Genomic DNA, 13,503 nt, shown 5'->3' on the forward strand with positions numbered 1-13,503 from the left:
CCGGACCCCGACGAAGCCCCGCCTCTGGAGCCCGACATGCCAGGAAGACGCTGGGCGGCCCCCGTGCTGCTCGCTTTGTCCCTGCCACTGCTCGCCCCCGTGAGCGCGCTCACCCCACCGGTCGCCGCGGCGGCCTCCCGGGTGCCGCTGGAAGAGGTCAACGCGATCACCACCCAAGTGGCCTTCGGGCTACGCCGTCCCACCGCCATCGCCGCCCCCGACGACGGGACGCACCGGCTGTTGATCACCGAGAAGCGCGGGACCGTGCGGGTGTACCACCCGGACACCGGTCTCGAACCAACCCCGATCATCGACATCACGGCCTCGGTCGACGAGAGCGACAACGAGCGGGGGCTGCTCGGCATCGCCCTCTCGCCGGACTTCGCCGAGAGCCACGAGCTGTACCTGGCCTACACCGCGCTGCCGGACAGCGCGGTGACCCTGGCCCGGTACCGGCTGGACGAGGCGAGGCTCGAACCGCTGCTCTCCCAGGAGCACTCCGAGCACGGCAACCACAATGGCGGGCAGATCACCTTCGGCACCGACGGCAACCTGTACATGAGCATCGGCGACGGCGGCGGCTCCGGCGACTCCTTCGACAGCGGGCAGCGCGTGGACACCCTGCTGGGCAAGATCCTGCGCATCGACGTCAGCCGCACCTGCGGCAGCCTGGCCTACTGCATCCCCGAGGACAATCCCTTCGCCGGCGTCGCGGGCGCCCGCGGGGAGATCTGGATGTACGGCGGGCGCAACCCCTGGCGCTTCTCCATCGACGACGCGGACGGCTCGATGTGGATCGCCGACGTCGGCCAGGGCCGGTGGGAGGAGATCAACCACATCAAGACCGGACGGCAGGCGGGCGCGAACCTCGGCTGGTCCTGCTACGAAGGGCTGGAGGTGTTCGACCAGACCCAGTGCCGGTCCGGCGTCACGTACACCAAGCCGGTCTTCACCTATTCCCCGTACACCGGCAGTTGCGCGGTCATCGGCGGAGAGGTGTACCACGGCAGGCAGTTCGCCGACCTGGTCGGCGACACCTACATCGCCACCGACTACTGCTCCTCCACCGTGTGGGCGCTGCGCGAGAACGGCGCGGGCGGTTACCTCGCGACCGAGCTCGGCCAGACGCCCACGCAGGTCACCGCGTTCGGCTCGACGCCGGAGGGCGAGCTCTACGTCGTCAACGACCTTCCCGGCGGCCTGCACCGCGTCTCGTTCGAGCACGCGCTGCCGACCTGCCGGATCCGGTACACCACGCGGGTCTGGGGCACCGGCATGACCGTGGACCTCACCATCACCAACGCCGGCACCACCCCGATCAACGGCTGGACGCTGAGGTTCCCCCTCGCTCGTGGACAGAGCGTCATCTCGGACTGGAACACCGACCTCGTCCAGGGCGGTGACATGGTCACCGCGGTCAACGCCGCCCACAACGGCTCCATCGCCCCCGGTCGCAGCGTCACCATGGGCTATCTCGCCAGCCACACGGGTGACGCGTCCCTGCCGAGCCGGATCTCCCTCAACAGGGACATCTGCGCCGTTGACCGCTGACCGGCCTGGCCGTCCCTACGACGGCGGGCCGATCACGACGCCCCGCCCGGCGAAGAAGCGCTCCAGATCAGCCTTCTTGATCAGAGCGTGCTGCCGGGTCTCGCCGGAGATCCCGGAGGGGTTGTGCAGGGTCATGTGGTCCCGGCCGGATCCGGTCACGAGCACCAGGTGACCGCCCTTGGACGAGGGGGTGCGATCGGGCCAGCGGACCCACTTGTGCACGGAGATCATCACGAGCCGTCCTCGGTGCAGCTCCTCCGCCACCTCGTCCAGCGTCAGCCGAGGGCGTACCTCGACCGGGAGGTCCCACCTGCCGGCCACCCATGCCGCGAACGGCGCGTAGATGAGACCGCGCAGCCCGTCGCCGTCGCGGACGTAGCCGCCGTGCTCCATGCACTCCTTGGCGAGCGGTACGGGAGCCGGCACCGGCAGGCCGTGGAAGGCCAGCACCATCCGCAGACACGCCATCCCGCAGATTCGGCCGGCCCACCAGGCGTACTCCTCGCGGGACGCCGCTCCCGACGCCTGCCAGCGGGGGTCGTCGGCGGCGGACATCCGCTCGCCGATGATCTCGGCGATGAGCTCCGGCGACTCCCACTGGGCGAAGTACGGCACCTCGTGCAGGGTGGTGATCACAAGTGAAACCGTAACGCGGGTCCGGCCGAGTACGGCGGTCATCGCCCTCGGTAGAGTGCGGTGCCGCCGAGTGCCGGAGGAGATCCTCGCCCGCGAGGGGATGACCGCGCTGTCGATCCGCTGGTGGGGCGGTCCCGGGCACTCACCGGGGATCTGCGAGATCCCTCTGGAGACCTTCGTGTCCGCCGTCGACCTGCTGGAGTCCACCGGCGTACGCCGCATCTGCCTGCTGGGGTCGTCCAAGGGGGCCGAGGCCGCCCTGCTCACCTCCGTCCGTGACCCGCGCGTCGGCGGCGTCGTGGCGATCTCGCCCACCTCGGTGGTGTGGGCCAACATCGGCCCGGGCATCGGCCACACCTTCCGGGGGAGAGTCCCGCTCCCGCGTCGCCGCGATTCCGGTACGGGGGCGACGCCGCCGCCGACGCCGAGCTCGGAGCCTTTGCCTGGCCGCACATCCTCAATCTGCTTCACGGCTGACGGGATCGGCGTCGGGCCGCCCCGGGTGCGAGCCGGGCAGGCGGGGCGCGGCGCGGTCGGCGTAGTGGCGCAGGCGCTGCGCGGCCGCCTCCAGGTCGGCGGCGGCCGCTGCGCAGGCGGCGAGGTGGGCGCTCACCGACGCGCGCAGCCAGTGCGGCGCCGCACCGGCGGCCTCCAGCCCCACCTCGATCGCGCGCAGGCGCTCGGCGCAGGCGGTGAGTGCGCGGGCATCCGAGCGCAGGACCTCGGCATGGGCGTTGATCGCGGCGGGTTCGGCTGACATGGATCCTCCGTCAGGCGGGTGGCATGGGGACGGCGGCGTCCCGGAGTGTCAGGCGGGTGGCACCGGGACGGCGGTGTCCCGGAGTGTCTGGCGGGTGGTGGCCGACAGGCACAGCAGCGGGTGGGCGCTGTCGAGGCCCAGCTCGCGGAGGAGGCCGGCCAGCGGGTGGGCCGACTGCGGCTCGACGACCAGCCGCAGCAGCGGCGCCGGGTGCAGCCGGGCCCGCCCCCGCACGCGTACGCAGGACCGCACCACGGCGCCGGCCTCGCGGGCGTAAGCGACCAGGCCGGGATCGCTCATGGGCAGCCCGGGCCCGAGCCGCCCGCCCAGCGTGAGGATCTGGTCGGCGACGACCTGGACGGAGCGGGCACTGAGCCGGAGGTCGAGAGGCGTCAGGTACGTCTCGCCGCCCCAGAGCCGCGGCCCGAGTGCGTGGACGGTCGCGGTGTCGGCCGCGGAGCCGACGAGGAAGCTGCCGGAGCGGCGCAGATCCACCCTCCGCAGCAGATCGGGCCAGGCCGGGAGGCGGGCGCGCCGCCGCCACGGGCCGGGCACGACGACGCCGACCTGGAGCTCCCGATAGCCGCCCACGCTGGTGCGCCGGTGCCAGGCGACGTGCACGGCGACCAGTGCCCGGCCCGCCACCAGCACGGCGGGTCCGAGCCCGGTGCCCGCCAGCAGGCCGGCCGCCGCTTCCTGGCGCACGGCGAAGTACGCCGTCAGCGCGCTGCCGTCACGGCACCTGATCGGCAGCTCGGCGGTCCCCCCGGGACCGTCCACAGCATGGGTGGGCACGGTCAGGAACGGGAACTCCGCCGGCTCCGGCGGGTGGTCGTACAGCAGGTACGCCTGCGAGCGCACGACCTGCCCCCTGAAGGGCGTCAGCTGCTCGTCGATGTGCTCGCGAGCCTCGGGCAGGTCGTCGGCGAGGTTGGCGAGATAGCGCTCGACGCTGTGGCAGACCGGGAACAGGTGGGTGGAGTCGGCGTAGTCGACCACGTACCAGCTGGGGTGCAGGTCGAAGCAGGTGCCGGCGCCCTGCCCGTCGAGGGTGGGGATGATGTCGTGCTGGTTGGTGATGCTGGCCACCCAGGTGCGCGGGTCGGCGGGCCGTTTGAAGTCGACGGGCGAGCCGACGGCGACGGCGTGGGTGACCACGTGACGGGCACAGAAGTCGGGATCCTGCGCCAGGTTCATGATCGCCGCCCCGCCCGCGCTGTGCCCGACGAGCGCCAGCTCGGCGCCTCGGGGCAGCCCGTAGTCGGCGACGGCCTTGGCCAGCGCGCGGCTGTAGGGGCTGGCGGCCAGGACGGCGCTGCTGAACGCGCCGAGCAGGTCCTGGGGTGATCGGCTGTCGGGGCGGCCCATCCGCATGCCCGGCGCGTGGAGTACGTGGCGGAGCACGCCGTCGGGTCCTTCGACGCTCTGGATGAGCACCCGGCCGGTGGTGCCGATCGTGCTGAGGTTGCCCAGGAAGCCGAGCAGCGACCCTCGGATGCTCAGCCGGGCGGACTCTTCCGCGGTCAGCTCGATCCGGCGCGCGGCGCCTTCTCCGGTGTCGAGGGCGGCGACGGCCCGGTTGCTCATGCCGGTGATCGGGTCGGCGGTGGCGAAGCCCTTTCCCGTCGCGATGAGCCAGGCGGTGGCGTCGTTGAGCGGGTTCTCATCCAGCAGCGCACGCAATGCGAGCACCTCGCCGAAGACCGGGGCGAGCCGGCTGAGGGCGTGCACCGCGCCGCGGTCCTTGACCAGGGCGCGCAGGGCGCGGACAGCCTCCAGGTCGCGGTCCGCGGCGGCCGCCTCGATGAGCCGGGCGAGCATGGGGTCGCCGGTCAGCTCCGGGTGATCGACCGCCACGGCTGCCACGCGCAGCCGCAGCGAGGTGGCCAGGACGCGTACGGCCAGGCTCTCGGCCCCCAGCATGGCGCCGGCCTTGGCGGCCACGGTGGCCGGCCGGCCGCCGGTGAAGGCGTACCCGAGGCCCTGACCGTTCGTCGTGGCCCGCAGCAGCGCGCGGTAGGCGGGGCGGGCCGCCGAGGGAGCCTGCGGCAGGGCGCGCAGCAGCGCGCCGTCGGTGAGCGCGGCCGTGGCGTGCGCCGCCGCGTCCTGGATGGTGACCGCGATGTCCACCAGCTCACGAGCCGCCGCGCGCAGCGGCTCGGCGACCGGACCGCTGGGGTCGCTCAGGCCGCTCGGGCCGCTCGGGTCGTTCGGGCCGTTCATGACGGGGGTCGCCAGGACATGCCGACGAGGCGGGGGCTCGGGTCCTCGGGCGTGTTGCGGCGCAGCACGTCCGACAGCGTGCGCGTGGTCGCGATGACCCGCACCCCGTGCGGGGAGAACGTGGCGGCGTTGAGGATCCGCGGCGCCAGCAGCGGGTTGGTGAGCGCCTGGGAGAAGGCGTCGATGGCGATGATCTTGGTCAGCAGCGGAGGCAGGATCGCGTCGGGGGACCCGGGCTCCTCGGCGAACAGCCCGACGTACAGGTCGAGGTCGTCCACGTCGCGGTAGAGCTCGCGCAGCGCGCCGGTGACCCGCCGATCGCTGGAGATCTGCTCGAAGTCACGCACCCTGGGGAAGCTGCAGTGCACGCGGTAGCTGTTGTACGGGGCCAGGCCGAGCGCCCTGGAGTCGGCGATGCTGGCCACGTCGACCTCGCGCAGGAGGGGGTCGGTGTTGAACAGGCTGATGCGGCCGGCCCGCTGGCGGGAGGCGTCCTCGAAGAGCCGGCCGAGACCGGGGCCGGGGATCAGCGCGCCGCCCACCATGGTCTCCGCCATCGGCAGCTCGCGCCCGCCCACCGACAGCCGCGACGGGATCAGGCTGTGCCAGCGGTAGACGAGGTTGAACTCCACCGACGCCCAGTTCTCCCGATGCCAGGACGCGCGGGCCAGCCTCTCCGACAGCCGCGGGTCCAGGGTGAACCGGAAGTGGTAAGGGGTGATGTGGTTGATGTACTCCTCGACGACCAGCTTGATCAGCAGCACGATGAGGACGTTGCGGGCGGTCTGGAACAGCCGCTCGTCGTCCCAGCGCGGATGCTGCCGGGCGAGCAGCCGGGCCACCCTGTTGTGCTCGCGCAGGAACAGCACTGTGAGCATCGTGAAGCCGATCTGGATGTTGCCCCGGTCGCTGCCGGTGGCGAACAGCGTGGCGCGTTGCTCGTCGGTGAGCTGGTCGAAGCGGATGACGCTCAGCGGGGCGAACTCCGGCTTGATCTTGCCGTGCTCGCACAGGTAGGGCGGGAACTCGCCGCCGTTGATGAGCTGGCTCTTGAGCAGCCCGCCGTCGAACGCGCGCAGCGCGGCCGTCGCCGTGTCGTCGAGGCCGTACAGCTGGTTGAGGTCGATGTGGTGGTTGGAGCTGTTCTTGCGCGGGTCGCGCGGGACGCCGCTGTCACCGCGCAGGAAACCGTCGGTGAACCATTGGGCGAAGTACGCGAAGAGCACCGTGGAACGCGGGCAGGGGATCATGGACTCGCCGCGGGTGAACAGGTCGGCGGCGCTCTCGGGATCAGGCAGGTGCCCGCCGGTGACGGCGATCGGGGGCAGGTGCCGGCCGCTGTAGGTGCGGTCGGTCAGTGAGGCCCATGAGGTGTAGCCGGCCATGGTGCTCAACGGCTCGGGGCGCGGCGGCATCTCGCGGACCGCGTGGTCGATCAGCGCGGCGTTGACCCGCCGCCGGATCGGCCGGCTTCGCTGCAGGAGCTCCCAGAACGGCCGGCCGTTGGTCAGCGCCAGGAACCTGAGCCGGTTGGCCAGGCCGTCCGTGGCGATGCTGCGTGCGCTCGCTCGGCTCGCCGCCATCGTCAGCCTTCCCGCCCTTCGGCGCCGAGCCCGAGGACGAACGTGTCGGGGAAGATCCCGAGTGACCGTTCGATCCGGCCCGCCGGTGGCGGGAGCAGATGTACGCCGGGTCGCAGCAGCAGGCGGCGTACGGTCTCGGCGATCACCACGCCGGCCAGGTGCACGCCGAGGCAGGCGTGGTGGCCGGAGCCGTAGAACAGCTGGTGGTGGCGGGGACGGTCGAGGCGGAACTCCTCGGGCTCCGGCACCACGTCCGCGTCGAACATGGCGGAGGCGGGCGCCGCGAGCACGAACGTGCCCGCGGGGATCAGCGTGCTGCGCGGGGTGCCGCCGGCCAGGACGTGGTCACGCTCGCAGAGCCGGGGCAGCAGCTTGAAGAACGGGCTGAACCGCAGCGCCTCCCAGACGTAGCGGTCGAACCGGTCGGGATCGCCGGCGGCGGCGACGGCCTCCGCGAGCACCTCCGGGCGCAGCAGCAGCTGCTCGACCGCCTCGGCCATGGCCCCGGGCGCGCTCTCCACGAAGCCCAGCGGCAGGCCGGCCATGTTGATCACGATGCGGTCGTCGGTCACGCCCGTCCCGGCGGGCAGGCAGGAGCGGACGAGGCGGGCGAAGACGTCGTCGGGCAGCTCCCGCCCGGCCCGCAGCGCGGCCCGGTGCTCGGTGAGGCGGTCGCGCAGGTAGCCGACCAGCTCGGCGCCCGCGCGGACGGACGCGGCCTGGATCTCCGGGTCCCCGAGGAAGTTGGCGAAGCCGTCGGCGACGACGGCCCGCGTCCAGCGCGACAGGGTCTGCGGATCGGGGCCGGGCACGCCGAAATAGCGCGCGCACACGCCGAGGGCGACCGGGCGGAACAGCGCGCCGACCGCTTCGAGCTGCCCGCCGTACGAGGAAGGGCCTGAGGGGCGGTCTGGAGAAGGGCCCGAGAAACGGTCTGAGGAAGGGCTCGCGGGAGGGCGGCGTGCGGCGTCGAGCAGCTCGTCGGCCAGGCTGCCGGTCAGGTCGCGCACGTCGGCCGCGTCCCGCGGGTCGAGCATGACCTGCATCAGGCCCTTCTCCCGCCAGTTCATCGCGGTGGCGTCCCGGCCCAGCATGAACGGGGCACCCAGCGCGGCGTCGAGGCGCGGGCCGAAGGAGCGGACCGAGAAGACCTCCTCGTGGGAGAGCACCTCGGTGACGTCGGCGAAGCGGGTCACGACCGTGAAGGCGGGGGTGACGAAGATGGGGCGGTGCTCGCGCAGCTCGGCGAACAGGCTCCGCCAGTCGGTACGCATCCACCCCCGGACCAGGCCGAAGGCGGACATCGGGTCCCGGGCCAGCGCCTCGTCGTACGCCTCCAGATAGCCGCCCGTGGTCGCCTGATCGACAGCACCCATGCGTGGACCTTCCGACCTGATGACGGAGTGAACATTGATGATCACTTTGTGCAATCACAATCTAGGGAGGCGTCACACTACTTCTTCATGACTACCGGGCGCATTGTTTTGCTTCCTCAGAGTAATTGATCCGTTACTGTCTGGACATTGCCGCACGCCATGGGCCTGGCCGTTGAATAGGGAGCCTGATCGTCCAGCACCGCTCATGGGAGGAAACGTGACGTCACCCATGCCGCGACCGGGCACGGCGGAGACGGTGACGGTCACCACCGGCCGCCGCGCCGCCTATCTGGTCGTCCTAATCGTCCTGCCCGTGTTGCTGCTGGCCCTCGCGGTGCCGGCCGCCTGGGGCTGGGGCGTCGGCCCTCGCGATCTGGCCATCGCGGTCGCGATGTACCTGGTGAGCATCTTCGGCATCGCCATCGGCTACCACCGGCTCTTCACCCACCGCGCCTTCAAGGCCAACCGGGCGCTGCGGATCGCGCTCATGCTGGCCGGCGGCATGGCCGTCGAAGGGCCGCTCACGCTGTGGGCCGCCGAGCACCGCCGCCACCACAAGTACGCCGACCGCGAGGGCGACCCGCACTCGCCGTGGCGCTACGGCGACGGCGGCCTGGCGCTGCTGCGCGGCATGCTGCACGCGCACATCGGCTGGTTCTACACCGCCCGCCACCGCTCCAGCCGCCGGCACTGGGTGCCCGACCTGCTGGCCGACCCGGACGTACGGCGCTTCGACGCCGCCTACCCGATGGTCGTCCTCCTGTCGTTCGCGCTCCCGGCCGCCGCCGGCGGGCTGTGGTCGATGTCGTGGCCGGGCGCGTGGAGCGCGTTCCTGTGGGGCGGCCTGGTCCGCTACGCCGTGGTGCACCACGTCACCTGGTCGGTCAACTCGATCGCCCACACCTTCGGCGACCGCCCGTTCCGCACCCGGGACCGGTCGTCCAACGTGTGGTGGGTGGCGCTGCTGACGCTCGGCGAAGGCTGGCACAACTGGCACCACGTGGAGCCGGCCTGCGCCCGCCACGGCGTGCTCAAGGGCCAGCTCGACCCCAGCGCGCGGCTGATCCGCTGGTTCGAGCGGGCGGGCTGGGCCCACGGCGTGCGCTGGCCACGCGCCGACCGCCTGAGCAGCCACCGCGCGGACTCCCCGCTCTGACCCGGCCGGGTCCCGTCAATGCCACCTTCCCTCCCCTGCCATGGAGCTCGCATGGAACGAACGGTTCTCGCCGCGATCGCGGAGCGCCCCGACGCCGACACGGCGCTCGCCGAGCAGGTCCGCCGGATCGGCACGGCGATGGGCCACCTGGGTGTCCAGCTGCGCTGGACGTACCGGACGCAGGACGCGCTGGCGGTGATCGGCTCCGACGCCTCGCTGGCCGGGATCCTGGCCGACTGGGACGCGCCGGGCGCCGACCAGGTCCTGACCGCGGTCACCCGGCGCTTCCGCGGCCTGCCGGTCTTCCTCATGACCGCCGAGCAGGAGCTTCCGCTGTGGGTCTACGAGGTCATCCAGGGCTACGTGTTCCCGCTGGAGGACACCCCCGACTTCATCGCCGGCCGCATCGCGCACGCCACCGAGGAGTACACCGAGCGGATCCTGCCCCCGTTCTTCCGCGCCCTGCGCGACCTGCAGAACCACCACCAGTACTCCTGGCACACCCCGGCGCACGCCGGCGGCGTCGCGTTCCTCAAGTCGCCCGTCGGGCGGGCGTTCTTCGACTTCTACGGCGAGCGCCTGCTGCGGACCGACCTGTCCATCTCCGTCCCCGAGCTCGGCTCGCCGCTCGACCACACCGGCCCGGTCGGCGACGCCGAACGCAACGCCGCCCGCGTCTTCGGCGCCGACCGCACCTTCTTCGTGATGAACGGCAACGCCACCGCCAACCGCATCGTCGGCCACCACGCCATCGCCCGCGACGAGACCGCCCTGGTGGATCGCAACTGCCACAAGTCGCTCCAGCACGCGCTGACCATCAGCGGCGCGCGGCCGGTCTACCTCGTGCCGGAGCGCAACGGCCTCGGCCTGGCCGGTCCCATCCCGCCGGCCGCGCTGCGGGCCGACACCCTGCGTGCCCGCCTGGCCGGCCATCCTCTCGCCGAGACCGACCCGGTCTACGCCGTGATCACCAACTCCACCTACGACGGGCTCTGCTACGACGCCGTACGCGTCGCGGAGCTGCTGAGCGAGAGCGTCCCCCGGGTGCACTTCGACGAGGCGTGGTTCGCCTACGCCCGTTTCAACCCGCTCTACGCCGGCCGCTACGGCATGGCCGTGGACGAGCAGACGCTGCCGGGGCCGTCCCGCCCTTCGGTGTTCGCCACCCAGTCCACCCACAAGCTCCTGGCGGCCCTGTCACAGTCGGCGATGCTGCACGTCAGGTCGGCCGAACGCGCGCCGGTCGACTACGAGCGGCTCAACGAGACGTACCTGATGCACTGCTCCACCTCCCCGCTCTACCCGATGATCGCCTCGCTCGACGTGGCGGCGGGGATGATGGACGGGCCGTCCGGCCCTTACCTGACGGGCGAGGCCGTCATCGAGGCGGTCCGGTTCCGGCAGGCCATGGTGCGGCTGGCCGCCCGCATCAGGGAGGACGGCCGGCGGCCGGACTGGTACTTCGGCGTCTGGCAGCCCACCCACGTCACGGACCCCGCGACCGGCCGGTCCGTCCCCTTCGCCGACGCCGACCCCCTCGTGCTGGCCGCCGATCCGGCGTGCTGGACGCTGGAGCCCGGTGCCGCCTGGCACGGCTTCGATGGGCTGACCGACGGCTACTGCCTGCTCGACCCGGTCAAGGTGACGATCACCTGCCCCGGCGCCGACGCCACGGAAGGGACGCTCGACTGGGGCATTCCGGCCCGGATCGTCGCCGCCTACCTGCGGCGGCGCGGCATCGCGGTGGAGAAGACCGGCGACCACACGCTGCTGGTGCTGTTCTCGATGGGCATCACCAAGGGCAAGTGGGGCACGCTGATCGACGCGCTCACCGACTTCAAACGCGCCTACGACGACGACCTGCCCCTGTCCGAGGTGCTGCCGGGCTTCGGCCCGCCGGCCACCACGCTGCGCCGCTACTGCACCGACGTCCACGACCGGCTGCGCGCCCTCGGGCTCGGCACGCTCCTCACCCAGATCTTCACCACCCTGCCCGAGCCGGTGCGCACCCCCGCCGACAGCTACCAGGCCCTGATCCGCGCACGCACCGAACGCGTCCCGCTCGCCGAGCTCCCCGGCCGCATCTCGGCCGCCACCGTCGTCGTCACCCCGCCGGGGATCCCCATGCTGATGCCCGGCGAGGCGACGGGGCCCGCCGACGGCCCGCTGATGACCTACCTGCACGCCCTGGAGGACTTCGACCGCTCCTTCCCCGACCTGGCCACCGACATCCACGGCGCGCACCGCGACGGCGAGGGCCGCTATCACACCGAGGTCGAGCGCTGAGGAGGCCGCGACCGGCAGCTCGGCCGCCTTCCGGGCGTGGTGGCCGCCAGTTTTCACATCCGGCCCATAAGCGGAAGGTCCTCCAACTACCCTGCTGTCACGATAAGCATTCTCTTAGTCACACTTTGTGAGGGGCATCGTGCGCCGGTCCATCAAAGACAGCAGGAGCCTGGCGCGTCCGTACCGTGACCTGGTTTGGCTCGCCTACCTGACCCTTTCCCCCGCCATCGGCGAGGAGCGCCGCCTGGTGCTCGCCCACCGGCTGGCCGCCGCCGAGCTCGCCCGCCGCCCGGGGCGGGACCAGATCGGCCTGCGGAAGGCGCTCCTGCGGGTGACGCTGCACAAGATGATCATGCCCTGGTCCGGCCGGCTGGCGCGGATGGAGGCGGTGCCCGCGCTCACCCGGGGCTCCGACGTCGCCTTCACCGAGAGGCTGAACGCGCTGCGTCCCGCCGCCCGGGCCGCGTACGCGCTGCTGCGGCTGGAGGGGCGGCCGGAGGAGGAGGTGCGCAAGATCCTGGCCGGCGCGCGGGTGGCGAACCCGGCCGCCGCGCTGGCCGCGGTCACCGCGCTGGAGGCCGAGTTCGGCGACGGGGCCTCGGCGATGTTCCGGCCCGCCGCCGACCCGACGCTGGCCCGCTGCTACGCCCGGCCGCTGAACCGGCGGGTCCGGCTCGGGCTGCCCGCGGCCGCGCTGGTGTGCCTGCTGGCCGGGCTGGCGGTGGTGCCGCTGCTCGACGATCCCGGGGTCGCCAAGGCTCCGCGCTCGCCCGCCGTGCCGCGGGCCGTCACGGCGCCGCCCGGCGCCTGGCGGGCGGGCACGGACCTGGACCTGGCCACCTGGGAGGCCAGGGGCGCGCTGGCCGCCGACCGGGCCCTGATCGCCCGCGCGCTGCGGGCGTGGGGGCGGACAGACGGGCAGGTCCTGTACGCGGGCCAGATCGACGGCACGACAGTGGTGCTGATCCGCCAGGGCGAGCAGGTGGCCCACTACACCGAGGCGGGCGGGCCCGGCCGGCTCACCACCTTCCCGGCCCCGCGCACCAAGCCGGACGGGGCCAGCCCGCTCAAGCTCACCACCACGGACAAGGGCAGCCGGTACCTGCTGCCGCCCTGGGTGCGAGAGGTCTCGGCCGCGCCGCTGACCGGCCAGGGGCCGAGCTGGCGGAAGGTGGCCGTCGATGACGGCGTGACCGCGCCGGTGAAAGCCCTGGCCGGCAGGAGGTGCTGGCAGGGCCCGGTGCTGCGGCTGCGGGCGCCCGAGATCGCGCACGGCATGCCGTACACGATGCTGGACTTCGGCCGCCTGTCGCTGGCGAACGCCTACTACCAGCCGCCGCCCCCCGCCGAGATCAACCGCTACGGCCCGAGCGAGCTGGACACCGTGCCCGGCGGCTTCACCGCGTGGAAGGGCCTGGGCTGCGCGATCGAGCGGCCCGATGGCGAGATCCAGTCGGCGACGGCGTGGGAGTTCTGGAGCGGCGCGCTGCCCGAGGGCGCGCACGGCCGCTGGATCTGCCTGCGGCTGACGGACGCGACGGGCGGCAGCTCCGTGCGAGGCGTGCTCTTCAGCACCAGGGCGGGCCGCACCACCTCCACCCCGACCGGGACCAGGGCGAACACGTGGGACTGCAGCCGGCTGCGGCGCGACGTGGCGATGGGGGTCTGGTGGCGGGCGCCGTCGGGCCAGGGATATTACGTCGCGGCCGGGAGCCGGCGGGTCGTCCAGCTCACCTTGGACGGGCGGGCGGTGGCGGGCGCGTACGCGGTCTCCAGGAGGAGGAGCCCCACGCTGTCGGCGGTCAACGAGCTGGGCGAGCAGGTCGAGGTCCTGCGCTGAGCCCCGCCGGATCGGGGGCGGCGGTCTCCACCGCGCGCAGCAGCAGGTCGATGCCGAAGGAGTAGTAGGCGTCGAGGTCGGGCGGGGTGGAG

9 protein-coding genes are annotated in these 13,503 nt (G+C 72.7%); 4 read left to right on the plus strand and 5 right to left on the minus strand.

The genetic code is table 11. From position 1 onward, the window contains the following. The first annotated feature begins 36 nt into the window (after window positions 1-36). Window positions 37-1,551: a PQQ-dependent sugar dehydrogenase gene (locus ETD85_RS37620; protein WP_138694599.1), complete on the plus strand. Its 1,515-nt coding sequence runs from the start codon at window positions 37-39 to the stop codon at window positions 1,549-1,551. A gap of 15 nt (window positions 1,552-1,566) precedes the next feature. Here the strand turns inward: ETD85_RS37620 and ETD85_RS37625 are convergent, their stop codons facing one another. The 5 genes from ETD85_RS37625 to ETD85_RS37650 all read right to left on the minus strand — a co-directional run bounded on the left by ETD85_RS37625 (window position 1,567) and on the right by ETD85_RS37650 (window position 8,129). Then, on the minus strand, window positions 1,567-2,535 hold the full coding sequence (locus ETD85_RS37625) for a C39 family peptidase (RefSeq protein ID WP_206059117.1): 969 nt from the start codon (window positions 2,533-2,535) through the stop codon (window positions 1,567-1,569). A 109-nt stretch (window positions 2,536-2,644) separates the two neighbouring features. Continuing rightward, the gene (locus tag ETD85_RS37635) at window positions 2,645-2,947 is read right to left on the minus strand and encodes a hypothetical protein (protein ID WP_206059118.1); all 303 of its coding nucleotides are present in this window, start codon (window positions 2,945-2,947) and stop codon (window positions 2,645-2,647) included. A 48-nt stretch (window positions 2,948-2,995) separates the two neighbouring features. Beyond that, entirely contained in the window at window positions 2,996-5,170 is a 2,175-nt protein-coding gene (locus ETD85_RS37640) for an alpha/beta hydrolase family protein (protein WP_240779683.1), read from the minus strand. Beyond that, window positions 5,167-6,753, minus strand: coding sequence for a peroxidase family protein (locus ETD85_RS37645; RefSeq protein WP_138694601.1), 1,587 nt, complete (start codon window positions 6,751-6,753; stop codon window positions 5,167-5,169). The genes ETD85_RS37640 and ETD85_RS37645 overlap by 4 nt, the downstream gene beginning before the upstream one ends. 2 nt (window positions 6,754-6,755) lie before the next feature. Then, window positions 6,756-8,129, minus strand: a complete 1,374-nt coding sequence (locus ETD85_RS37650; RefSeq protein ID WP_138694602.1) for a cytochrome P450 — start codon at window positions 8,127-8,129, stop codon at window positions 6,756-6,758. Window positions 8,130-8,346: 217 nt separating this feature from the next. Between ETD85_RS37650 and ETD85_RS37655 the strand changes: the two genes are divergently transcribed. The 3 genes from ETD85_RS37655 to ETD85_RS37665 all read left to right on the plus strand — a co-directional run bounded on the left by ETD85_RS37655 (window position 8,347) and on the right by ETD85_RS37665 (window position 13,411). Continuing rightward, a complete protein-coding gene (locus ETD85_RS37655) occupies window positions 8,347-9,285 on the plus strand; it encodes an acyl-CoA desaturase (protein WP_138694603.1) in 939 nt (312 codons plus the stop codon). 51 nt (window positions 9,286-9,336) lie between these two features. Next, entirely contained in the window at window positions 9,337-11,571 is a 2,235-nt protein-coding gene (locus tag ETD85_RS37660; protein ID WP_138694604.1) for an Orn/Lys/Arg family decarboxylase, read from the plus strand. A 127-nt stretch (window positions 11,572-11,698) separates the two neighbouring features. Further along, the gene (locus ETD85_RS37665) at window positions 11,699-13,411 is read left to right on the plus strand and encodes a hypothetical protein (protein WP_138694605.1); all 1,713 of its coding nucleotides are present in this window, start codon (window positions 11,699-11,701) and stop codon (window positions 13,409-13,411) included. Window positions 13,412-13,503: the final 92 nt, after the last annotated feature.

Origin of the sequence: Nonomuraea zeae (assembly GCF_005889725.1) — a bacterium.
GTDB lineage: Bacteria > Actinomycetota > Actinomycetes > Streptosporangiales > Streptosporangiaceae > Nonomuraea > Nonomuraea zeae.